Annotated in this window: 23 protein-coding genes and 1 pseudogene; 14 read left to right on the forward strand and 10 right to left on the reverse strand. The window is 44.6% G+C overall.

Going from position 1 to position 21,972, the window contains the following annotated elements; translation table 11 throughout:
- Positions 1-165 precede the first annotated feature (165 nt).
- On the reverse strand, positions 166-993 hold the full coding sequence (locus BM358_RS16450) for an alpha/beta hydrolase family protein (protein WP_028541020.1): 828 nt from the start codon (positions 991-993) through the stop codon (positions 166-168).
- A 183-nt stretch (positions 994-1,176) separates the two neighbouring features.
- Here BM358_RS16450 and acpS point away from each other — a divergent pair, with 183 nt between their 5' ends.
- Positions 1,177-1,581 (forward strand): holo-ACP synthase, encoded by a 405-nt coding sequence (gene acpS / locus BM358_RS16455; protein ID WP_028541019.1) that lies wholly within the window; start codon positions 1,177-1,179, stop codon positions 1,579-1,581.
- Between the two features lie 4 nt (positions 1,582-1,585).
- Entirely contained in the window at positions 1,586-2,818 is a 1,233-nt protein-coding gene (mutY, locus tag BM358_RS16460; RefSeq protein WP_028541018.1) for an A/G-specific adenine glycosylase, read from the forward strand.
- A gap of 249 nt (positions 2,819-3,067) precedes the next feature.
- Here mutY and BM358_RS16465 read toward each other — a convergent pair whose 3' ends face one another.
- Both BM358_RS16465 and BM358_RS26660 read right to left on the reverse strand, forming a co-directional pair.
- A complete protein-coding gene (locus BM358_RS16465; RefSeq protein WP_049828367.1) occupies positions 3,068-3,823 on the reverse strand; it encodes an NmrA family NAD(P)-binding protein in 756 nt (251 codons plus the stop codon).
- Between the two features lie 47 nt (positions 3,824-3,870).
- Complete coding sequence (locus BM358_RS26660; protein WP_081819199.1) at positions 3,871-3,987, reverse strand: NmrA family NAD(P)-binding protein; 117 nt, start codon at positions 3,985-3,987, stop codon at positions 3,871-3,873.
- A 122-nt stretch (positions 3,988-4,109) separates the two neighbouring features.
- On the opposite strand from BM358_RS26660, the gene BM358_RS16470 reads away from it, so the two are divergent.
- Positions 4,110-4,478 (forward strand): winged helix-turn-helix transcriptional regulator, encoded by a 369-nt coding sequence (locus BM358_RS16470; protein WP_081819198.1) that lies wholly within the window; start codon positions 4,110-4,112, stop codon positions 4,476-4,478.
- Positions 4,479-4,930: 452 nt separating this feature from the next.
- Positions 4,931-5,095, forward strand: coding sequence for a hypothetical protein (locus tag BM358_RS26555; RefSeq protein ID WP_155990451.1), 165 nt, complete (start codon positions 4,931-4,933; stop codon positions 5,093-5,095).
- Between the two features lie 298 nt (positions 5,096-5,393).
- On the opposite strand, the pseudogene BM358_RS16475 reads toward BM358_RS26555, so the two are convergent.
- Together BM358_RS16475 and BM358_RS16480 are read right to left on the reverse strand one after the other, a co-directional pair.
- Positions 5,394-6,614, reverse strand: a pseudogene (locus BM358_RS16475) (IS256 family transposase).
- Between the two features lie 170 nt (positions 6,615-6,784).
- Positions 6,785-7,531, reverse strand: coding sequence for an alpha/beta hydrolase (locus BM358_RS16480; protein ID WP_049828366.1), 747 nt, complete (start codon positions 7,529-7,531; stop codon positions 6,785-6,787).
- A gap of 157 nt (positions 7,532-7,688) precedes the next feature.
- Between BM358_RS16480 and BM358_RS16485 the strand changes: the two genes are divergently transcribed.
- Positions 7,689-8,000: a winged helix-turn-helix transcriptional regulator gene (locus BM358_RS16485; RefSeq protein ID WP_155990448.1), complete on the forward strand. Its 312-nt coding sequence runs from the start codon at positions 7,689-7,691 to the stop codon at positions 7,998-8,000.
- A 781-nt stretch (positions 8,001-8,781) separates the two neighbouring features.
- Here BM358_RS16485 and BM358_RS16490 read toward each other — a convergent pair.
- The 3 genes from BM358_RS16490 to BM358_RS16500 all read right to left on the reverse strand — a co-directional run bounded on the left by BM358_RS16490 (position 8,782) and on the right by BM358_RS16500 (position 10,645).
- Positions 8,782-9,039: a hypothetical protein gene (locus BM358_RS16490; RefSeq protein ID WP_231517160.1), complete on the reverse strand. Its 258-nt coding sequence runs from the start codon at positions 9,037-9,039 to the stop codon at positions 8,782-8,784.
- A 1-nt stretch (position 9,040) separates the two neighbouring features.
- On the reverse strand, positions 9,041-9,622 hold the full coding sequence (locus BM358_RS16495; RefSeq protein WP_231517147.1) for a ParA family protein: 582 nt from the start codon (positions 9,620-9,622) through the stop codon (positions 9,041-9,043).
- 201 nt (positions 9,623-9,823) lie between these two features.
- The gene (locus BM358_RS16500) at positions 9,824-10,645 is read right to left on the reverse strand and encodes an AraC family transcriptional regulator (RefSeq protein WP_028541015.1); all 822 of its coding nucleotides are present in this window, start codon (positions 10,643-10,645) and stop codon (positions 9,824-9,826) included.
- 174 nt (positions 10,646-10,819) lie between these two features.
- Here BM358_RS16500 and BM358_RS16505 point away from each other — a divergent pair, with 174 nt between their 5' ends.
- Together BM358_RS16505 and BM358_RS16510 are read left to right on the forward strand one after the other, a co-directional pair.
- Entirely contained in the window at positions 10,820-13,012 is a 2,193-nt protein-coding gene (locus BM358_RS16505; protein WP_028541014.1) for an alpha-galactosidase, read from the forward strand.
- Between the two features lie 24 nt (positions 13,013-13,036).
- Positions 13,037-14,470 (forward strand): PTS transporter subunit EIIC, encoded by a 1,434-nt coding sequence (locus BM358_RS16510; RefSeq protein ID WP_028541013.1) that lies wholly within the window; start codon positions 13,037-13,039, stop codon positions 14,468-14,470.
- Positions 14,471-14,662: 192 nt separating this feature from the next.
- Here BM358_RS16510 and BM358_RS16515 read toward each other — a convergent pair whose 3' ends face one another.
- Positions 14,663-15,154 carry a DinB family protein gene (locus BM358_RS16515; protein ID WP_028541012.1) on the reverse strand — a complete coding sequence of 164 codons (492 nt, stop codon included), beginning with the start codon at positions 15,152-15,154 and terminating at the stop codon, positions 14,663-14,665.
- A gap of 134 nt (positions 15,155-15,288) precedes the next feature.
- Positions 15,289-15,903, reverse strand: a complete 615-nt coding sequence (locus BM358_RS16520; protein ID WP_023986992.1) for a superoxide dismutase — start codon at positions 15,901-15,903, stop codon at positions 15,289-15,291.
- Between the two features lie 521 nt (positions 15,904-16,424).
- Between BM358_RS16520 and BM358_RS16525 the strand changes: the two genes are divergently transcribed.
- The 7 genes from BM358_RS16525 to BM358_RS16555 all read left to right on the forward strand — a co-directional run bounded on the left by BM358_RS16525 (position 16,425) and on the right by BM358_RS16555 (position 21,960).
- Entirely contained in the window at positions 16,425-16,850 is a 426-nt protein-coding gene (locus BM358_RS16525; RefSeq protein ID WP_023986994.1) for a GNAT family N-acetyltransferase, read from the forward strand.
- Positions 16,851-16,981: 131 nt separating this feature from the next.
- Complete coding sequence (gene lepB, locus BM358_RS16530) at positions 16,982-17,566, forward strand: signal peptidase I (RefSeq protein ID WP_028541011.1); 585 nt, start codon at positions 16,982-16,984, stop codon at positions 17,564-17,566.
- Positions 17,567-17,659: 93 nt separating this feature from the next.
- A complete protein-coding gene (gene rnhA / locus BM358_RS16535; RefSeq protein ID WP_023986996.1) occupies positions 17,660-18,097 on the forward strand; it encodes a ribonuclease HI in 438 nt (145 codons plus the stop codon).
- Positions 18,098-18,192: 95 nt separating this feature from the next.
- Complete coding sequence (queG, locus tag BM358_RS16540; RefSeq protein ID WP_028541010.1) at positions 18,193-19,941, forward strand: tRNA epoxyqueuosine(34) reductase QueG; 1,749 nt, start codon at positions 18,193-18,195, stop codon at positions 19,939-19,941.
- Positions 19,942-20,046: 105 nt separating this feature from the next.
- Entirely contained in the window at positions 20,047-20,301 is a 255-nt protein-coding gene (locus tag BM358_RS16545) for a YneF family protein (RefSeq protein ID WP_013308742.1), read from the forward strand.
- A 54-nt stretch (positions 20,302-20,355) separates the two neighbouring features.
- Positions 20,356-20,949 (forward strand): GTP cyclohydrolase I FolE, encoded by a 594-nt coding sequence (gene folE, locus BM358_RS16550; protein WP_013308743.1) that lies wholly within the window; start codon positions 20,356-20,358, stop codon positions 20,947-20,949.
- Positions 20,950-21,114: 165 nt separating this feature from the next.
- On the forward strand, positions 21,115-21,960 hold the full coding sequence (locus BM358_RS16555) for a lipoate--protein ligase family protein (RefSeq protein ID WP_028541009.1): 846 nt from the start codon (positions 21,115-21,117) through the stop codon (positions 21,958-21,960).
- The last annotated feature ends 12 nt before the right edge of the window (positions 21,961-21,972 follow it).

The following is a 21,972-nucleotide window of genomic DNA, read 5'->3' on the forward strand; positions in this document are numbered from 1 at the left end:
AAAAATCCAATAAGCGATTTTCAATAAACAATATATAGATCGAAATGGTCTAGTTCGTCTATATATTGCACTTGGAGCGACTGGAATCGAATTTTGCAAAATCCTGAAGTAAATAAATGCGGCGATCCGCCCGGCGGATCGCCGTTTGTATTGAAGGGGCAATAATTAATTGGCGATCCACTCAATGAAGCGGCGAGTTTCGGTAATCGCCTGATCGAGTGGAAGACTGCCTCCCTGGAATGGATGAACGGTATTAAAGGTATGAGTGCCGCCTTGAATTTGTACCCATTCGATGTCGGGACGAACGGAAGTGAGCAGGGCAGAGCCTTCCCGTAGACGTTTGGAATCTTCGGTTCCCTGGATCAGTACAGCTGGGAGCTGGCTGTTGGCAAGTCTGTCTACAATGGCAAAACGCTGGCGATTTTGTTCCAGGTCTTCCAGAATGACAGCATCCAGCGGAAGCTGTTGTCCGGTTCTGGCGTTTTCCACATAGCTGCGCCCCTTGGCGCGCATTTCTTCTTTTTGCGGTAAAGTAAACAGATCAAGATCTGTCACGCCATTCCATGAAATGACGCCAGCAATCTCACCGGGATGATCTAGAGCATATACAAAGCAGCTCCCCGCGCCTCGGCTATGTCCTAACAGAAACAACGGCAATTCTCTGAACTCATGACGTGCTCTCAGATTGGATAGCAATAGTTCCAAATCCTCTTGTTCGCGGCTATAGGTGTTGCGTGCGAACTTTTCCAGCTCGGTAAAATTCTCTAGATCCTCACCTATGCCATTATGTGAAAAGTTGAAGGTCACAACATGGTTATCCATACTCAATGCTTCTGCTATATAGGGGAACATGCCCCAATCCTTAAATCCTTTGTAGCCGTGAGCGATGATGAGCAGGCTTTTGGCTGTATTTTTAGCGGGAAACCAGGAAGCCCGGATCACCGCATCAGTCCCTGCTTCGGTACCTGCTTCAACAATAATGGTTTCTGACATCCTATCCTTCCTTTCTACGGGAATTTTTTAAATGAGCATATCAGCTGAATTTCAAAACATTCACCTATAGCCTTTCTTATTTTAACATATTTTGGTGCCGCTTTTACGCCTTTGTGACTCGCCAGGGTGTGGACGCACTGTTACAATAGATCCAGTAAAGTAAAAAGGACGGGGAATACCCAAATGATCTACGGAATTGGACATGATGTGCTGGAAATAAGCCGTATGGCTCATATTTTGGCAGGTAAATATGCAGATGCGTTTTTGAATCGAGTGCTGACCCCGGCAGAACGCGAGCTTGCTGTGGAACGCAAGGGTAGACTAACGGAGTTCGTAGCAGGGCGCTTTGCCGCCAAGGAAGCCATAACGAAAGCCTTCGGTTGCGGAATTGGGCAAATCATCGGGTTCGGCGATATGGATATTTTACCGGAACCTGGGGGGAAGCCAGTAGTTTATTTGTCTTCATCCGCGTGGGATAGACTGAGGTTGCCGTCTACAGGTGACTCGAATTACAGCATTCACTTGAGTATTACACATCAGCCTAACATTGCCTCTGCTTTTGTGATTGTCGAATATAAGGAGATGTGATGTGATGACTACAAATACATTGGAACAAAAGCGTTATTTCAGCTTTGAACTGTTGAATTGGTATACACGTAACAAGCGCGATTTGCCGTGGCGCCGCCATCGGAATCCTTTTTATATCTGGATCTCGGAAATTATGCTTCAGCAGACGCGTGTGGATACGGTCATTCCGTATTTTAATCGCTTTATTGCACGTTTTCCTACAATTGAAGCGCTGGCGGAAGCACCCGAAGAGGATGTGCTTAAGCTCTGGGAAGGGCTGGGTTATTATTCGCGGGCCCGGAATTTGCAAACTGCGGCAAAACAAGTAGTTGAGCTTCACGGCGGGCAGGTACCGGATGATACACAAGCTGTCGCTGCACTGAAAGGAGTAGGCCCGTATACAACGGGGGCGATTATGAGTATCGCCTTTAACCGACCAGAGCCTGCTGTGGACGGGAATGTGATGCGTGTGCTGTCGCGTTATTTTCTCATTGAAGAGGATATTATGAAGGGCAGCACGCGGGCGCATATGGAAAGTCTGGTACGGGAGCTGATTCCCGAAGGAAGAGCCTCTGATTTTAATCAGGCTCTGATGGAATTGGGGGCGCTGGTCTGCACGCCGAAGTCGCCTCATTGTCTGACCTGCCCAGTCATGGAGCATTGCTCGGGCAGGTTGGCAGGTCGCGAGGAGACACTGCCAGTCAAGACCAAGGCGAAGCCGCCGCGGCTGGAGCCGCGCTCCGTTGCTCTCATCGAGGGCAGCGGAGCGAACGCCGGCCGCTTGCTCGTACGGCAGCGCCCGGCCAAGGGCCTGTTGGCCCGCATGTGGGAGCTGCCGCATGAGCTTGCCGGGCCGGAGGGCTACAACGGCCCGGTGCCGGATGAGCCCGCCATGGACCATTTGGCGGCTCATTTGCTGGCAGAGGGCGTGCTTGCGCGCCCGGTGCGGTTTGTACGTGAGGCGGAGCACACGTTCAGCCACATTCACTGGAACCTGCGTGTGTTCCAGTGTGAAGAGGTCGCCGCCCCTGCCGGGGAGGCGGGAGGATATCCGCTGGCTGCCGAGCAGCGGGCCAGCTACAGCACCGGAGCGAAGCCGGGTGCATTGATTACGCTGGCTGAGCAGGCGGAGCACACGCGCAATGTGCTGCCAGCGGGGTACCGCTGGATCAGCGAAGCGGATATGGCCACCTTGGCGTTTCCCAAGGTATTCCTCGATCTGATCACCGAGTATTATGCGAAGCAAAAAGAGAACTGATGTTAATTGAATAGCTGTCAGCAAAAAATAAAGTATTAGACTGAGGCTAGAAAATTGAAACAGCGACAACCAAGGACGAGAAAATAAAGTCCTAGACTGTCGCTGTTTCCATTGAACTAACGTTTCCCGTTAGCTCAGTACTGTCCCAAATAACAAAACATAATATATTAAACGGTATAATAAAAATCCTCATCTTTTTGTTTTATGATGAGGATTTTGCGTGTTATTGTTGTGTTTTCCAGTAGGGGACTAACCGATATTAATCTTGTCTTTATATTTCTCTGCCCATTCTTTAAACGAGGTTAATTTAAGATTATAAGTTTTTAACGAATCAATATCTATATTGTATCCCACTTCGTTATCCCATTCCTGGGATCGTACCACCCCTGGAAAGATACCTTGGTCTACTGCTTCTTCGGGACTAAGTGAATACACTGTAAGCCTTTTTCCCGTTACATTAGAGAGTACAGCGGCTACCTCATCCATTGTAAGGGACTCTGAGGCTAACTCAATATTTTTTTCATTGAATTTCTCGGGATTATTAAATGCGGCACAAGCAAAAGTAGCTACATCATCTGCTGTAATTAAATCTAATCGTGTATCGGGAAGTATAGCTGTTTTTAGTTCTCTTTGTTGTAAATGAGGAAACATAAACTTACCATGTTCAGAATAGAGAAAGTTATCCATCATATTGGCTGGTTTAAGTATAGTCCATGATGAAAATCCTGCTTTACGAATAGCTTCCTCTACTTCCCATTTATCTGTCCAATATTTTTCAAACCAATAACCTGTTCCCCATTCTGGGAATTCTGTATATCTGCTTGTGGCTGCAACGGAGGTGTGAACAAACTGTTGAACTCCACTGTTTAATGCAGATTGAATTAATGCATATCCCTGTTGTCGCTCAGTATCCGTACCAGGATTGGCAGGGTTTGTCATGGAAAACACCGCATCTGCGTTTTGCATGGCTCTTTCCAAAGAAGAAGGGTCATCGAAGTTACCCACTACAGCTTCTACCCCTTTTTCAATAAGTGCCTGTGCTTTGGAAGACTTTAATCTCTAACTAAAATACGAACTTTAAATCCCTGCTTTAATGCTTCCCGTGCCACCGCTCCTCCTTGTAAACCAGTTGCACCTGTGACTAATATTACTTTTTGCTTATTATTCATTTGAAAAACTCCTTTGTTGCGAAAATTTATTGATGTAGTAATAATCAAAGGATAGTCTATAATGTGATTAAAAGATAGTATGCACTTTTTAGTGAGTTACTATCCAAAAGGAGAGTGTTAGAATGAACGAGAGCAATGAAAATTTCAATGGATTGGAATCGTTTGAATATACCCTCTCCATTATGAGTGGAAAATGGAAGATGTTAATTATTTTCTTTTTAGGACGAGATAAAGTGATGCGATACAATGAATTAAAAAGATCCATTAATGGGATTACATATAAAATGTTAAGCAAGCAACTGAAAGAATTAGAAAAAGAACAATTAATAATACGTCAGGAATATTCTCAAATCCCACCAAAAGTTGAATATTCTTTAAGCGATAAAGGGAAACTGCGAAGACATAAACTTTTGAGATTCATGTACTTTGCTCGATTTATCCCCTACACTTATATAGGAGTTGGGGAGTGTAACTACACAACCGCACAATGAATTTTTTTCTGATCAAAGAAAATGCTTTTTGAATTGTTTAGCCTACACTGAAGAGTATCAAAGCAAAAAGCTAAATAAGCTGCTTCCGGTAGAGTTCCCAGAAACAGCTTGTCGATAAAAGCTTCCCCATTTTAACGAAAATATATGCTAAGCCTTCGGACATGACAGGCTTAGCGTTTTTTCTTACTCTAAGTCCAATAGTCGGGACGGTATAACCCGGACCACGGTCATTAACTTCTTGTTGTTTCAGTGGATCGTAATAATTCGCCCCATTTTGACCCTGTAGCTTTTACAGAAGCTATGTTGCGTGGAGGATTCGATATAAGAGAGGCGCAGCCGTCTACTTTATATGAAGCTTCTGAACTTTTGGAACGCATGTACTCCAGCTTACCGCAGGATATATCATGAATCCAAAATATGCTATAATGAGAGAGACAAGGTAACCGGTGGGAATGACACGGCGAAGCTACCCGAAAGGGGGTGTTGCCGTGTCTCTTGATTTGATCGTGAAGATTCTTGACGCTGTGCTGAAGGTGGTCAGTATTACTACTGGTCTGAAGACTTTGGTTCAGGCATGGAAACAATCACGCAAAGATAAGAAAAACCACCGGGAATAGGTATGGGAGCCTAGGAATCCGGTGGTTTTTCATTTCGTATTGAACTGAAATCTCGCCGTGGTTGCCCAGCGGCCTTTGTCGGGGTAGCCGTGATGTTAGCGCATCACGGCTACTCTTATTGTATCCATTATACCACAAATACATGAGGATGAAACGTTCTGCTAATCATACAGGCATTTTTTATTGTATGTGATTGTTCAGAAAATAAGTGAATTTGGATCTTCTAGCAGCTCACGGGGGTCTGTCAATAATTTTGTGTAAACTCATTTGGAATACGTTACCAGTGGGGGAATACCCCTTATCGCAGGTGCTGACCGACACGGTCTGGAAAGAAAATAGACAATTGAAGCAGCATTTGTCCCCAGTTTTGAACCCGACCTGTCCATTTGCGAACGACATCCATCGTAGCCAGGTAAAGCATCTTGAGCAGGGCTTCATCGCTCGGGAAAATACTCTTGCCCTTCGTGACTTTTCGAAGCTTGCGATGGTAACTCTCGATGATGTTCGTGGTATAAATGAGCTTGCGAAGCTCCGGTGGATACTTGAAAAAGGTCGCTAGCTCATCCCAATTCTTGCGCCACGATTGAACAATGAGTGGATATTTCGTGCCCCAGGCTTCTTCAAACCGATCCAATTCAGCCAGAGCGGCTTCTTCGGTTGTGGCTTTGTAGATCGGTTTGAGATCCGCTGTCACCTTTTTCAAGTCTTTATACGAGACATACCGAGTGGAATTGCGGATTTGATGAATGATGCACTTCTGAATTTCCGTCTGGGGATAACAAGCCGTAATCGCTTGAGAGAAGCCCGTTAGATTATCCACACACGTGATGAGAATATCTTGAACGCCCCGGTTTTTCAGCTCATTCAGGACGCTAAGCTAGAATTTAGCCGACTCGTTCTCGCCGATCCACATCCCAAGTACATCCTTGTTTCCGTCCAGATCGATACCAATGACCATGTACGCCGCTTTGTTCACAATGGCTCCATCTTGCTTGACTTTGAAGTGAATCGCGTCCAGAAAGACGACCGCATATACGCCTTGCAGCGGCCGATTTTGCCACTCTTGAATGAGCGGTACGATCTTGTTCGTCACATTGGAAATGAGCGTAGGCGAAACCTCAATCCCGTAGAGCTGCTGTAAATGATCTTGAATCTCCCGTGTGCTGACTCCTTTGGCATAGAGCGCAACGATCTGGTCTTCGATGCCGGTGACATTCGATTGATGTTTCTTCACGACCAGCGGCTCAAATTCACCCAACCGATCCCGAGGGACGCTGATCTCCTGTTCGCCGTATTCACTCACCACCGTTTTCTTGCTTTTTCCGTTACGGCTGTTGCGTGTAGTTTTGGCTTGGACTTCATGTTTCTCATAGCCCAGATGGGTATCCAGCTCGGCCTCCAACATCTCTTGCAAAGTTTCAGCAAATAACTCTTTTAAAGCCTTCTACGCATCTTGAGCCGTCACCAGCTTATTCTCTTTGATGAACGCTCTCAGTTGCTGTTTCGTCCAAAGTCCCATGTGTTCTCCCCAACCTTTCTTTGATTACCATTTTAATGGTTTTGGGAGTTTACACAATCTATTTTACAGACTCTTTTTGAAAGAACATTCCGTTTTATAAAAAAGTTTGATGAAAACACACTTAGTATTATTTCGGACTTAGTTCGAGATTCTCTAGTTTATCAACTTTCTTAATTAGAAAATTTACTTATAAAATCTATACTATGATTGATTATTTTCTTTTGATCATTATCCAGTGAAGCGGTATGAAAACTATTTTCCAATTTAATTAATGATTTTTCAGATGAACGAATTTGACTGTATATCCAGTCTGAATTACTAGGGGGAACGATGTGGTCCTCGACAGAAGAAAATATCATAACTGGACAAGTTATTTGCGCAACATTATTACGAACTTCTTTTACTAAATTGATAACCTCTTGAAAAGAAGAAACCGGAATTTTTGAATATGCAATTTCCTTTACATTGCTGTTTTTAATATCTGAGTCAATTCCATCTAAATATTCAGAAGGAGAGAATTCCTTGGTTATCTTTTCAAATTCAGGTATAATAATTGCAGGATTAATAAGAAGAATTCCAGAAAGCGGCTCCCTTTGTGCGAGAAACAGGGTTAAAGCACCTCCCATTGATTGACCAATAACAAACTGTATTTTTGTGTGTTGTTGTAACCAGTTCAAACCTTCTAAAACGGATGCTTTCCAATCCTCTTTTGTAGTGGCAGCTAATTTTTCAGGGGTTTCCCCATGTCCTTTCAGTTTTACAAGATTAACAGTATAGCCTTCATCAGCAAAAGCATTTGCTAAAGGGCGCATGCTTTGTGGAGTTACTGTAAAACCATGTACAACAAGAATTCCTATTTCGTTCCCGATTTTTTGAAAAGGATCTACTTCTCCTTTAATTTTGTTGTTATTATCCAAAACAATCACTCCTTTATATAAGCTGTACTTTGAGTATAATAAGAGGTTTTTAATTATGGAAGAAGGCACATTTCTGTTAGATAGAATAAAATCTGTTAGAATAATAAGCAAAAGGAGGCTTTTAATTTTGGATACTCGAACCACAGAGAAATGCTCTATGGAAATCACCTTAGATGTCATCGGAGGAAAATGGAAAGGGTTCATTTTATACTATCTGTTAGAAAATAAGAGGCGTTATAATGAACTTCGGAGGTTGATACCGGATATTTCACAACGGATGTTGACTCTTCAATTAAATCAACTAGAAAAAGATGGAATAGTTCATCGAGAGATTTATCCGGAAATACCCCCTCGTGTTGAGTACTCCCTTACTGAATGTGGTGAAACACTCCGACCGATTATCGTCCAAATGAGCGAATGGGGAAAAAGATATGAAAATACGTTCCCGGTATACGGAAGACAACCTTGACTCGACACATGTGGAGTGTTGCTCACTGTTGGTCAGGAAAGACTAATAGTTGAGATGTATTGGCGGATATAGCAAAGAGGGGCGGTGAACCCCTCTTTTTTTCTTGATATTAGAGCCTCCAGTCTCCTGTTCAGTTCCTCACGAGATTTTTCTTTCAAAACGGGGTAGTACCAGCGAAGCTGTCACACCCCGCAAAGTAAACCATTGAAAAGTTCTGGTTTTTGTTGGTATCAGAACCATAGTTCTGCTTTGCACTCGTTATTCTGGTTCAATGTGCCCATTTACTGCTTGTTTGGAGTTAATGTTCCAATGCCGTTAACAAAATCGGAACTTTATCCGTTTCCAAGGCGCAATTTGAACTAGCATAGCTGTCATGAAGTGCAAACATATGGAAATTGATGGTAACTACTTTGCGGGTAGTGTCACGTTCGCTGGTACTGCCCCTTATAGCTCACACTCCGACCCCTACGACTCTGAAAATGGCGAATTTCGGTGTATGCTTTTTATAAGCCACATAATTACAAACACAAACATTTACGTATACGTATACATATACGTTTATGTATCTGTGTACGTATACGTAACCATTTATGTTTGCTTATAATGTTCCAAACAAAAAGAGTCATCCGCGATCCAAGCAGATAACTCCATAAGTAGTTGTATATTTTTTGACCGCAAACGTATTAATGGGTCAGCAAGAAGTAATTCGAACATGACGATACATTTTCGTATACGTAAACACAAACGTAAATGTATACGTGTACCAATCTTAAAATCTTAATTAGTTGTTAGTTGAAAAATAACGCCTTAATGCTTCGTTAATAATTCGCGTTTTTTCGCCTCTCCCATTTTCGGTGCTTTCTTTATCCAGCCTTTTTTTCAATTCATTCTCGATCCATACGGTATCCCTTGAATGTAATTCTTCGAACTTCTTCTTTTTAGGCTTGGGATTTGGTTGGACTTCCTTAGAAGTATCTATAAGCTCTGGATGAACACTGCTGCCGGATGTGCTTCTAATCTTATTTTTTAACTCGTCCATCTTAGACACGCTCAATCAGCTCCTTAACGAATTCTCTGTACAATTTCAAGCCTTGATTTAATTCGGGGTTGTTTTGGAACCCATTGATCGATAAGCGCCCTATAGCAGCTGTACGGGTCATTATAGTTTCAAAGCATAGCTCCCCGTATTCTTCCTCGATCAGCTCAATCAACGCCTTATTATCTGTCCGTCTTGCATCTATAAGAGAACGTAATATACCTGCAATCTTCATATCCTTATTGACCAGCTCTTGCACATGAATACATGTTTCTAAAAAGCGGCCAATTGCTGAATAGCAAAATTTACTTGCTTCGAACATAGCCACAACTGCATCAGAAGCAGCCAGAGCATTAATCGTCTGATCACCTAGAGCTGGCGGCGTATCAATAATAATGTAATCATATTCATCTTGCACGTTCTCAAGGGTTTCCTTTAGCACCAGCGAACGATTCCCGCGGTAAGACTCATACAACCAAGATGGAAAACGCGCCAAATGGTCTTCCGCTGTGAGCAAGTCTAGCCCCTCAGATACATTATGTACATACTTATGTGCGTCTTTTTCCTTTAGGGCTTGAAAAAACATACGTAACAGGGTTAATTCCTGATTACACTAACCTGCCCGTTAGCTTAATGAAGCAACGTCAGTCTAGTACTTTATTTTTCAGTCTAGAACTTTATTTTCTTTTGACAATAGCGGCAGTATGGACATGAGGTTGCTCCATGCTGCCGCTATTTTTCTGTTTTCTGGAAGGAATATGCCTATATTAGTTGCGAACGAAGTGTGTTACTTTGGGGGATTTTTTCGGTATTCGGAAGGAGTCACCTTGTTGACTGTTTTGAACATTTTGGAGAATAGGAGTACATCTTTATACCCTACAGACCGAGCAATATCCCCGATTTTAAGGGAAGTATTTCTTAATAGGGAGCACGATTTTTCAATCCTCAAATATAATAAAAATTCCTGCGGTGACTTATTTAGTTGCTGTTTAAATAAACGATGCAAATACGAACGGTCTATTGAAATGTACTTGGCAATGTCGCTTACGGTAATGAAGTGTGAGTAGTTTTGTTGAATGAAGAGAAGCGCTTCTTTAATATACCGCTGCTGTCTTACCTCATGGTTGACTTCCTGATTAGGGTAATGTTCAAACATCAGATACAGAAATTCATACAGCTTGGATGCAAGCAGCAGGTCTTTGTTGGATTTCAGTGTAGAAGAAACGACGATACTCTCCATACAGCGGGCAAGGCTGCCCTCCGCTTCCAAGCGGAAAATGGGATTGTCCCTATGGATACAGGTCCGGCTTAGATATTCTTTTGCTTGCACCCCATTAAAACCAATCCAGGCATATTCCCATGGGTCCACTTCATCTGCTTCGTAGTAAATTAAAACCTTCGGCTCAATAAAGAAAGCATCGTTTTTCTCCAAATGATAGATTTTATCATTGACTTTAAAGATCCCTTTTCCTTTTAAAATATAATGCACCATATACCCGCTTCGAATGGCTGGACCATAAGAGTGTTTGCTGGTACAGCTTTCTTTGCCACATGTGTATAAATTGAGATCCAGGTTGTTATAGGAATGATTGGAAAAGTGCGAACTCATTTGTTTTCACCCCTTAATTCATCTCTGCATATTATCACACGGTTTCATATAGAGTCTACATTATTCCATATAATTATTAAAAATATTCAATTATTATTAGGATGTAAACAATAAGCAAACAACATAATTTATAATTTTTGAAAAACGTACTATTGGCGCTATAAGGGGGTTGCTATGACTATACACATCGATAAAGAGAATCTTTTATTCCATTTACAAGGCAGCAATACGAGTTATGTCATGCAGGTTATACGAGATGGTTATTTAGCCCATCTGTATTGGGGAAAGAAAATTCAGAACTATCGGGGAAGCAATAAGATCATCTTTATGGATAGAGGATTTTCACCCAATCCGGATGGTGAGGATCGAGCCTTTTCACTGGATACCATCCCACAAGAATATCCGTCATTTGGAAATAGTGATTTCAGGATTCCTGCGTATCAGCTTCAATTGGAGAATGGTTCTACCGTGACAGACTTTCGGTATAAAGAACATCAGGTTTACCAAGGCAAGCCCAAATTGAAAGGGCTTCCTTCTACTTATGCAGAGGATGATGGCGAAGTAGAAACTCTGGAAATCGTCCTTGAAGACCCATTAATTGATGTAAAGATTGTACTATCCTATAGCCTATATCAAAAGTGGGATGTCATCACCCGTTCAGTCCGGTTCGATAATGAAGGTCGGCAGCAGCTAAAACTGCTTAAAGCGTTAAGTGCTAGTGTGGATTTTCGTGATGATGAATACGAACTAATTACCTTGTACGGTGCGCATAATAATGAAAAAAATATAGCAAGGCGAAAAATTTTACCCGGAATTCAAATGGTAGACAGCTGCCGTGGAGCCAGCAGCCCTCAACAGGCACCCTTTATGGCACTTGTAAGAGAAGGAACAGATGAAGAACAGGGTGAAGTGTACGCCTTTAATCTGGTGTACAGCGGGAACTTTACGGCACAGGCTCAGGTAGATTCCTATCGGAACACAAGAGTCGCGATGGGGATTAATCCTTTTGATTTTACATGGCTGCTTGAACCGGAGGAATCCTTCCAAACGCCAGAAGTGGTCATGGTATACACCGAAAATGGATTGGGCGGCATGTCAAGAATTTATCATGAATTATACAGGAGCAGATTATGTCGTGGGCCTTTTCGTGACAAGGAGCGGCCGATCCTGATTAATAACTGGGAAGCCACCTACTTTAACTTTGATGCCGACAAGATTGAGCAGTTGGCGAAGGAGGCTCAAAGTGTAGGAGTGGAGCTGTTTGTACTGGATGATGGGTGGTTTGGAAAACGGGATGATGACAATACTTCATTAGGCGATTGGGTGGTGGATCGTCGCAAACTTCCAGATGGATTGCCGGATCTTGCAAACCGCATACGAAATCTGGGTATGGAGTTTGGTCTGTGGTTTGAACCTGAAATGGTATCCATAGACAGCGATTTATACAGAAAGCATTCAGATTGGTGTATCCATGTCCCTGATCGTCCGTATACGTTGGGAAGAAATCAACTGATGTTGGATTTATCGAGGAAGGAAGTGTGTGAGTACATTATTAAGTCGGTTTCCGATATTTTATCGGACGTTCCAATTACTTATGTAAAATGGGACATGAATCGTCACATGACGGATGTGGGTTCGGCAGCCTTGCCGCCTGAGAGACAAAGGGAGACGGCGCATCGTTATATCCTGGGACTCTATAATATTATGGAAGAGCTTACATCAAAGTTTCCCCATGTCTTATTCGAGAGCTGTTCTAGTGGAGGAGGTCGTTTTGATGCCGGTATGCTCTATTACATGCCTCAGACCTGGACGAGTGACAATACGGATGCCATTTGCCGACTGAAAATTCAATGGGGAACAAGTCTTGTCTACCCTCCAATTACCATGGGGGCACACGTCTCCACAGTACCCAACCATCAAGTGGGCAGAATAACTCCCTTGGAGACAAGAGGTTATGTCGCCATGGCCGGGAATTTTGGATATGAGCTAGATTTGACGACATTAACCGTTGAGGAAAAAGAAATAGTAAAAAAACAGATAGCTCTATATAAAGAAATTAGATCGCTTATTCAATTTGGAAAGTTTTACAGAATAATTAATCCGTTTGATGAAAATGAAGCCGCATGGAGCTTTGTATCAGAGGATCAAATGGAAATGGCAGCCAGCTATTTCAAGATTTTATCCCAACCTGCTGCCGCGATTAAAACATTAAAATTCAAAGGTCTGAATCCAGACTACGTTTATAGAAATGTAGAAACCGGTGAGCTGTTCGGCGGTGATGAATTAATGCATGTCGGCATAACGCTTGCCAGGGTAAAGCAGGACTTTTTAGGCATGTTCTGGAGATTTGTTAAAGAAGACATCTGACTCAGCTAGAGGAGGTTTTACTAGATGGAAGCAAAAGAAAAGCAGTATAAGCAAATTTCTCAAGAAATTTTAAAATATATCGGTGGTGAAGAGAACATTATCGGTGTGGCCCATTGTGCCACAAGATTAAGAATTGTACTTGAGGACAATGAAAAAGCGGAATTAAAAAAGATTGAAGATATTGATCTGGTTAAAGGCGTTTTCATAGCGGGGGACCAACTGCAGATCATTTTTGGAGCAGGGTTGGTCAATAACATCTATGCCGTGTTCTCCAAACTGACCGGAACAGAAGATATGTCATTAAGTGATGTCAAATCGAAGTCCGCACTAAAGCAAAATCCTTTTCAAAAAGCCATTAAATCGCTGTCAGATGTCTTCATTGAGATCATGCCGGGAATTCTTGCTGCCGCATTGTTAATGGGGATAACCGGGCTGTTAGGTCAGAAGGGGTTATTCGGTCCTAAGTCAATTGTGGAGATGTATCCAATTTTTCAAGGGATCAATCGCTTCGTTCAAATCGTTTCCACGGGTATTTTTACAATCCTGCCGCTGCTTGTTGTTTATTCCGCAACCAAGAGATACGGCGGTCGTCCTATTCTGGGGCTTGTGCTGGGTGCGATTATGCTTCATCCGGCACTGGCAGATGCTTTTGAGGTAGCTAAAGGGAGTCAAAATCCGGAATCGATCAGTCTTTTCGGCCTTCCCGTACAGTTGGTTGGATTTCAGGGCGGTATTATTATTGCTCTAATGATGGGATATGTGGTAGCCAAGTTGGATCAGTTTTTTAACAAAAAGGTTCCAGACATGATTAAACTATTTTTGGCTCCGTTGCTGACAGTCTTTATTTCTTCCCTGCTATTGTTTACGATTATCGGCCCTCTTGGGCGAGAGCTAGCCAGTCTGGTCACCGTTTCGCTGCTTTGGATGACGCAAAACCTTGGGATATTCGGTTTTATGTTTTTTGCAGGCATTCAGCAGATCATTGTTATTACAGGCTTACATCATGTTATGGGTGCGGTAGAAGCGCAGCTGTTAACCGATACAGGCAGAAATTTTATCAACCCATTGGCATCAGTAGCTTTGATGGCTCAAGGGGGCGCCGTTTTGGGGTATATTCTTTTGAATCGCAAAGACACCAAGGTTAAAGAAATGGGTTACTCTGCATTCGGGTCTGTACTTTTTGGAATCTCCGAACCAGCGATCTTCGGGGTCACTTTAAAGTATAAGTTCCCCCTGATTGCTGGATGCCTTGGAGGAATGATTGCGGGAGCATATGTATATTTAAGCAAGCTGACAGCCATAGGATTCGGAACCACGGCTCTTCCTGGCTTTGCAATTGCAGCGTCAGAGAACCATGGTCATATGAATTATCTCATCGCTCATCTTATTGCCCTGTTATGTGGAGCATTATTTACATTGGCTTACGGTGCTATCAAGAGCAAGAGGTCAACACTCTGAACCAAGAGAGTATTGATAAGTTGAATAACTTAATCAGTTACAATCAGGCTTTATGAAAACGGTTAAAAGAAGAGAATATGCGTGGAATGGACAAGAGAGTATAGATGAAAAAGTAAAAGAGCCGTCCTCAGTCGTTAAAAAAGACCGAGGACGGCTCTGAGTCACATGAATATACTTGTATGTTCGTTAAAGCTAATCGATGCCACCATCGCTTTCAATCAGCCCTTTGCCGATTACATTGGCCGAAACCGGAGGCTTGCCTAGCTCCCGAGACCATATGGACAACTGCCCAATATGGTGGATTTGGTGGGCGATGACATGGCGCATCACCTCGCCCCAGGCATCAATTACAATCCTGCCGTCCGGGAGGTGATCTTCAAACCTTTTCCGTTCCAGACCATCATGCCAGGCGAGCACGAACGGCTCGACATCGAGTCGAAACTTTGCATCCAGCTCACGGACTTTGTCGAGCGTATCATACAGAGAGAAGTCCTCCTGAAAGTCGGGTTTGCCCTGAATCGTTTGAATCCAGCTCCACTCCACATCAACGATATGAAAGAGTGTCTTTAGAATGCTGCCGACTCCGCCGACGCGTTGTTTCAGTAATTCCTCCTGCGACACCTCTTCACACCAGCGGTACCATTGTTCCCGAATCATCCAGTTGTAACGAAAAAAAGTCTGCATCCATCAACCTCCAGAGCTGTATTTGAGAATCATCTCCACCAGTTTACCATGGAATGCCAAAAGGGCTGTCTCATTCGTAGAAAATCTACTTTTGAGACAGCCCTTTATTATAGGATAGAGATGTTGTTACTGGCTTATTTCTTTGCAGCCGCGTAACGTTTGTTTACTTCATCCCAGTTGATTACATTGTAGAATGCTGCAATGTAGTCTGGGCGTTTGTTTTGATATTTCAGGTAGTAAGCATGCTCCCAAACGTCCAGTCCAAGTACCGGAGTCAGACCTTCGGACAGCGGGCTATCCTGGTTTGGAGTGCTAGTGATCGCCAGTTTGCCGTCTTTGCCGACAACCAACCAAGCCCAGCCGCTACCAAAACGTGTTGTAGCTGCTTTAGTGAAGTCTTCTTTAAATTTGTCGTAGCCGCCCAGCTCGTTGCTGATTGCTTCAGCAATAGCACCTGTCGGTTGTCCACCGCCGTTAGGACCGATAACTTCCCAGAACAGGCTGTGGTTGTGGTGTCCACCACCGTTGTTGCGAACCGCAGTGCGGATGCTTTCAGGAACGCTGTCCAGATTGGAGATCAGATCCTCCAGGCTTTTGCTTTGCAGTTCAGGAGCGCTCTCCAGAGCTGCGTTTAAGTTCGTTACATATGTGTTATGGTGACGATCATGGTGAATTTCTACTGTCAGTGCATCAATGTGCGGTTCCAGTGCGTCTTTTGCGTAAGGAAGTTCTGGTAATTGAAATGCCATAGTAAAATCCCTCCTGGTTATATGGTTGGGTAAGTGTTCCTATGTAATAATACCCTCGACAGTTATATTAAACCGCATTCAGCCTATTTAATCAACATTTTTGTTTGTAAAATAGCAAACTGGGCAATACGGCCTGGTAGCTAGCATGTCCAAAAACCCGATTGGAATACATAATACCTAGGTAATAAGAGGTAAATTGTGAACTTTAAAATGTAAACGCTTTATATACAGCGCTTACATTAGAAAAAGGGATGTATTCCATCAAAAAGTATGGTTTAATGGTCAAGGAAGCAGAAATTTCGGCTTTTTTGTCGTCTGCTATAATCTGTCATGTCTATGACATGACGAACTTGAGGGCATACACCCTTTTCCTGTTCTTCATTTCATATATAGCAGATCGTATGCATTTTTATCATAATGCCTTGTGATTAACACCATGATAAGAAATTTAAGGATTTATGTAAAAATGACGGTGCTGTCTCAATTTTTTTATTATGCTTACGAAAAGGGAGATATTACTTATGCACGTTCGTTCCTTTCAATTAAGTGATGTGAACTCAGTAACGGAACTCATGCAAATTGCCTTGTCAGAGGAGTGCTACAAAGAGACGGTGAGTGCGTTTGCCCGTCAGCTTTCGTGGGATTCCGGTTTGATCATCGTTGCAGAAGAAGAGGGTGAGATCGTTGGTGCTTTGATCGGCACGATCGATCAGAATGATGGTTGTTACTATCGTATCGCTATTCATCCGGATCGTCGTCGGATGGGAATCGGCAAATCGCTTGTGGAATCCATGGAGCAGCGTTTTCAGCAACGTAAGGTTAGCCGTATTTGGGTAGCAGGGGACAAGCATAACAGTGCGGCCATGCCTTTGTACGAAGCGATGGGCTATGGAGCAAGCCAGATTTTACAGGCTTTTCAGAAGCTGAGTATTTTGGCGCCTCATTAATCGGGAATCGAAATAAAGAGAATTGAATAACATTAAGTATAATATTTACATTTAGAGCATATCTGAGTAACCGTTGCAATCGGGTACGGGATATGCTTTTCTATTTATAACAGGGTTGAGGAGGTTTAATTATGGACGCTTTGGCTCCTTCGCCAGGCCCGCTTCCCTCGCCGGAAACGTCCAAACCAGCAGGTCGCTCTGGTTACATACGCGATTGGTTAGTCACCCTTCTGATTGCCATGGTCGTCTTGCTGCTTCTGAACCTGTTTGTATTTAACTTGTCCACGGTCAGAGGACATTCGATGCAGCCGACGCTAATGGAAAGCCAGCATTTGTTCGTGAACAAGCTGGTTTATAATTTTCATGATCCGGGCAGGGGGGACATTGTGATTTTAAAAGATCCCGATTCCAAGCTGTCGAGTCCAAGATTTTTAGTGAAAAGAGTCATAGGTATTCCCGGAGATGTAATCCGAGTTGAACATAATCATTTGTATGTGAACGGTGAACTGCTAAATGAACCTTACACCAACTCTGACGTGGAGGATGGTGATTATGGTCCTTTTACGGTGGAGCCGGAGCACTTTTTTGTCATGGGAGATAATCGCCATACTGCAGCAAGCAAGGATAGCCGCTATTTTGGCAGCATTAAATCTCAAGATTTACTGGGACGTGCAGAATTTATATTTTGGCCGATATCTGAGTGGAAATGGCTATAGAGCAACTAAAGTCTGAAATTAATGCGGAACACGTCCGAACCGATCTGGACCATGACGGAGCAGGAGGTTACCGATGAGGAAAGGAAGAGGATGATGAAAGAAGTGATGGTATATACCGACGGTGCTTGTTCGGGAAATCCGGGTCCTGGGGGCTGGGGGATTGTTTTGCTGTATGGGGAACATCGTAAAGAGCTGTCAGGTGCCGAGAAAATGACGACAAACAACCGTATGGAGATCAAGTCCGTGATTGAAGCACTGAAGCTGCTCAAGGAGCCTTGCCATGTGAAAGTACACAGTGACTCTGCCTATGTCGTCAATTGCTTCAAACAGGGCTGGATTAAGAATTGGCTTCGTAATGGCTGGCGCAACAGTAAAAACCAGCCAGTGGAGAACAAGGAACTATGGGAAGAATTGTGGGAACTGATGGGTAAGCATGAGGTTGAATATGTGAAGGTTAAGGGGCACAGTGACAATGAACTGAATAATCGCTGTGATTTTCTGGCGACCAGTGCTGTTAAAAATTTACGGTAGCATCTGCTGCTGTTTTCTGTTGAAATTTGAGATATGAGAATTTTGCAAATCCTCATATCTGTAATGATGAAAAGTGGAAGAGAGGTGAGTATCGGATGCAACGCGGATTGACTCAGGCGGCTGCCGGAACCGCTTCGACTTGGGCTTCGCTCAAGCAGGAAATTATTGAGGCAGCTCCAGGGCTGGGTATCGACTCCATCGGGTTCGCATCCGCCGACCCCTTTCTGTCTCTGAAAGCTATATTGGAAGAGCATCGTGCGAAAGGCTATGAATCCGGCTTTGAAGAGCCAGATATTGATAAGCGGATCTACCCGGAGCTGTATGGCTCACAGCCTGCATCTCTGATTGCTATTGCGGTGGCATACCCTTCTAAAATGAAGGACCCGCCGAAGTCGGACAAGGGGAAGTACCGTGGTATTTTGGCACGTTCAGCCTGGGGGAAAGATTATCATCTGGTACTACGCGAAGCGATGGAAAAGCTTGAGGCTTTTATAAGTGAGCGGGTACCTGATGCCATATTGAAAAACATGGTGGATACCGGAGAATTGTCGGATCGAGCCGTTGCGGAACGCGCAGGGATTGGCTTTAGCGGCAAAAATACGATGATGATTTCACCGACGCTGGGATCATGGATTTATCTAGGTGAGCTGTTGACGAACATTCCTTTCCAGCCAGATGAACCGGTAACGGATGGTTGCGGCGAGTGTACCAAATGTTTGGATGCCTGTCCTACGGGCGCGCTTGTGGGTCCTGGACAGCTGAATGCCCAGCGGTGTGTGTCCTTTTTGACGCAAACGAAGGGCTTTCTGGATGAGGAGTTTATGCGGAAGATAGGGAATCGGCTATACGGATGTGATACCTGCCAAATGGTATGCCCCAAAAATCGGGGTCTCAATTGGGATCACCATCCCGAGCTTACACCCGATCCTGAAATTGTGAAGCCGTTGCTGCTGCCGTTATTGGATTTGAGCAACCGTGAATTCAAAGACCGATTTGGACAAAGTGCGGCGGCTTGGCGGGGGAAGAAGCCCATTCAACGCAATGCAGTCATTGGACTGGGCAATTTCAAGGATATCAGCGCGGTGCCCAAGTTAACGGAGGTTTTATTGGATGATCCGCGTCCCGAGCTACGAGGCACGGCGGCGTGGGCTTTGAGTCGAATAGGAGGGGAGAACGCTATGACAGCGATCAAGCAAGCATCAGAGAAGGAACAACATGAGCAAGTACGCGAAATGATCGCGCAAGCGCATTCCAAACTAGAGGAACAAGAGCAGGCAGAACAGCAAAAGGCGTCTGAATTACCAAAATCAGAAGTAACGGCCGGAGATTCACAGGGTCCAACCACCATTTATTATGATGAGATGGAGACACCTGTGGGCACGTTGACGCTGTGCGCTACGGATCGGGGGCTGTGCCGAATAGACTATGGCGTTTTTCATGCAAAGGAAGCACTGCTTCAGCAATGGGCCCGAACATGGATTGGGGAATATGTCTATGTGCAGGAGCCGGAAAAACTGCGCGAAGCCGCGGACCAACTGCGTGAATATTTTGCGGGAGAACGACGGGAATTCAGTATAGCCTATGATTTGAGGGGCACTCCTTTTCAAGAGCAGGTATGGCGTGCATTACAAAATATTCCGTACGGACAAAGTGTGTCCTACAAAGATATTGCAGAATCGATCGGACGAGCCAAGGCGGTACGTGCTGTGGGTGGAGCCAATAACAAAAATCCGTTACCCATTCTGTTTCCATGTCACCGGGTATCGGGTGCAAACGGAAGTTTGGTCGGTTATGCTGGAGGCTTACCAGTCAAGACGAAGCTGCTGGATTTGGAGAAACAATAAGGACATATGTTTGCAAAAAGTGATTTGCTAGCTGTCCCATGTTTTGCTATGATAGGTTCGTGCAATTCAAGATGTTTCATATAAATATACAGAGGTGACGACTTCGTGGTGTGGAATATTGTCATTCCGATTATTACCCTGATTGCTGGTTTGGTTGGGGGATTTTTCATCGGTGCTTATTATCTTCGTAAACAGCTTGAAAAGATGCAAAACGACCCTGAAACGCTGCAAAAAATGGCCAAACAGATGGGTTACAACTTGAATGGGAAACAAATGCAAAAAGCCCAGCAGATGATGAAGAACCAACAGTTCTCCAAAAATCAGCCTGGTCCGCGTAAAAATCAGGGCCGTCGGAAATAATGAGCAACGTGAGCACGGATGCCGCATGAGGTTGCTGCATAGAGGAGGATTACTGTGGCTGGCGTAAAAGATTATATTAACCGCAAAGCTGCGGATAACCGGGATAAAATCGAGTACCATGTGGAGCAGATTTTACAACTGATCGGTGAGGACCCCAAGCGTGAAGGGTTGTTGGAAACACCGGCACGCGTTGCGCGCATGTATGAGGAAATATTTGCGGGTTATGAGGTTGATCCCCGGGATGCGTTGGGTGTGACATTTGACGAGAATCACGAGGAGCTTGTGATCGTAAAGGACATCGTTTATTACAGCCAGTGTGAACACCATATGGCTCCTTTCTTCGGAAAAGTGCATATCGGCTATGTACCCAGCGGCAAAATTGTAGGACTGAGCAAGCTTGCACGCCTGGTAGAGGCAGTGACCCGCCGATTGCAGGTACAGGAGCGTATTACATCACAGATCGCTGATATTTTAAATGAAGCGGTCTCCGCTCACGGGGTTATGGTGGTCGTGGAAGGTGAGCACCTGTGCATGTGTGCAAGAGGTGTCAAAAAGCCTGGTAGCAAAACGGTAACGTCTGCGGTACGCGGTACGTTTCGTGATGATGCAGCGCAGCGCGCAGAGTTTTTGTCGCTGCTCAAGGATTGATCGAACATCGCAAGACGTTTATGTGATGAACAAAAAAAGGGTGGTTTACGCATAGGCGTAGCCACCTTTTTTTGTTAACATCAGAAATAGAGACGACGGAATAGCTGCCTTAAAATTACGATTTGCCTATGGATAACAGTTATTTTTATAGATAGGGGATAACGTATGGAGAATGTACATAGATCAATGGAAAAAACAACAGCTTTGCCTGAGTTACAGTGGTTTGAAACGCCACTCGCGGCCACTCAGGAGAATGTTTTGTCTCCGCTGGCTTGGGAGGAGCTGGCTTGTCGGCAAGTAGGGAAAGGAGCTACACCCATTTTGCATCTATGGCGGCATCCGTCAGCGCTTGTGATCGGTCACCGGGACCGCAGGCTTCCCTACGCCCCACAGGCGATGGAACGAGTGCGCAACGCGGGAACCTCGGTATGCGTACGCCCCTCGGGTGGAGCAGCCGTCATGCTGGACAGAGGGGTACTGAACCTGTCCTTAATCCTGCCGAATCCACAGCGGGCCATCAGCCTGCATGAGGATTTTCGGCTCATGGCAGCGCTAATTGCCGATGCGCTGGTTCCGTGGTCTGGCGAGGCGCAGACCGGAGAAATCCTCGGGTCCTTCTGTCCCGGGGATTACGATGTCAGCGTCCGGGGCCGCAAGTTTTGCGGCATTGCACAGCGGCGCCAAGCCAAGGCGTATATCATCACAGCCTTCGTGATGATTGAGGGCAGCGGTGCAGAGCGTGCACAGGCGGTGCAGCATTTCTATACAGAGGCAGCCGGGGACACATCGGCAGGCGTGCAGCAGCAGGATTACCCCCGGGTGAATCCAGCAACGATGGGTAGCCTGGCAGAGCTGGCTGGAGTGCCATCTGTTGAGGCGTACACGGCATCTCTGCGCCGTGTCGTTGAGAGCCGGACAGCCATTTTACCTGCCGATGGCTGGGTGGTACAACCGGAAGGATTGACCGAACAAATGGCAGCGCTCAGAGAGCGATACGATTTGCAGGTGTAGTTTTTCTTTAGC

Source organism: Paenibacillus sp. cl130, assembly GCF_900116035.1.
GTDB lineage: Bacteria > Bacillota > Bacilli > Paenibacillales > Paenibacillaceae > Paenibacillus > Paenibacillus polymyxa_B.

Coding starts and splice junctions, on each gene's coding strand:
- BM358_RS16450 (WP_028541020.1), bottom strand. CDS start 993: ATGTCAGAAACCATTATTGTTGAAGCAGGTACCGAAGCAGGGACTGAT.
- acpS (WP_028541019.1), top strand. CDS start 1,177: ATGATCTACGGAATTGGACATGATGTGCTGGAAATAAGCCGTATGGCT.
- mutY (WP_028541018.1), top strand. CDS start 1,586: ATGACTACAAATACATTGGAACAAAAGCGTTATTTCAGCTTTGAACTG.
- BM358_RS26660 (WP_081819199.1), bottom strand. CDS start 3,987: ATGAATAATAAGCAAAAAGTAATATTAGTCACAGGTGCAACTGGTTTA.
- BM358_RS16470 (WP_081819198.1), top strand. CDS start 4,110: ATGAACGAGAGCAATGAAAATTTCAATGGATTGGAATCGTTTGAATAT.
- BM358_RS26555 (WP_155990451.1), top strand. CDS start 4,931: ATGACACGGCGAAGCTACCCGAAAGGGGGTGTTGCCGTGTCTCTTGAT.
- BM358_RS16485 (WP_155990448.1), top strand. CDS start 7,689: ATGGAAATCACCTTAGATGTCATCGGAGGAAAATGGAAAGGGTTCATT.
- BM358_RS16490 (WP_231517160.1), bottom strand. CDS start 9,039: ATGGACGAGTTAAAAAATAAGATTAGAAGCACATCCGGCAGCAGTGTT.
- BM358_RS16495 (WP_231517147.1), bottom strand. CDS start 9,622: ATGTTTTTTCAAGCCCTAAAGGAAAAAGACGCACATAAGTATGTACAT.
- BM358_RS16500 (WP_028541015.1), bottom strand. CDS start 10,645: ATGAGTTCGCACTTTTCCAATCATTCCTATAACAACCTGGATCTCAAT.
- BM358_RS16505 (WP_028541014.1), top strand. CDS start 10,820: ATGACTATACACATCGATAAAGAGAATCTTTTATTCCATTTACAAGGC.
- BM358_RS16510 (WP_028541013.1), top strand. CDS start 13,037: ATGGAAGCAAAAGAAAAGCAGTATAAGCAAATTTCTCAAGAAATTTTA.
- BM358_RS16515 (WP_028541012.1), bottom strand. CDS start 15,154: ATGCAGACTTTTTTTCGTTACAACTGGATGATTCGGGAACAATGGTAC.
- BM358_RS16520 (WP_023986992.1), bottom strand. CDS start 15,903: ATGGCATTTCAATTACCAGAACTTCCTTACGCAAAAGACGCACTGGAA.
- BM358_RS16525 (WP_023986994.1), top strand. CDS start 16,425: ATGCACGTTCGTTCCTTTCAATTAAGTGATGTGAACTCAGTAACGGAA.
- lepB (WP_028541011.1), top strand. CDS start 16,982: ATGGACGCTTTGGCTCCTTCGCCAGGCCCGCTTCCCTCGCCGGAAACG.
- rnhA (WP_023986996.1), top strand. CDS start 17,660: ATGAAAGAAGTGATGGTATATACCGACGGTGCTTGTTCGGGAAATCCG.
- queG (WP_028541010.1), top strand. CDS start 18,193: ATGCAACGCGGATTGACTCAGGCGGCTGCCGGAACCGCTTCGACTTGG.
- BM358_RS16555 (WP_028541009.1), top strand. CDS start 21,115: ATGGAGAATGTACATAGATCAATGGAAAAAACAACAGCTTTGCCTGAG.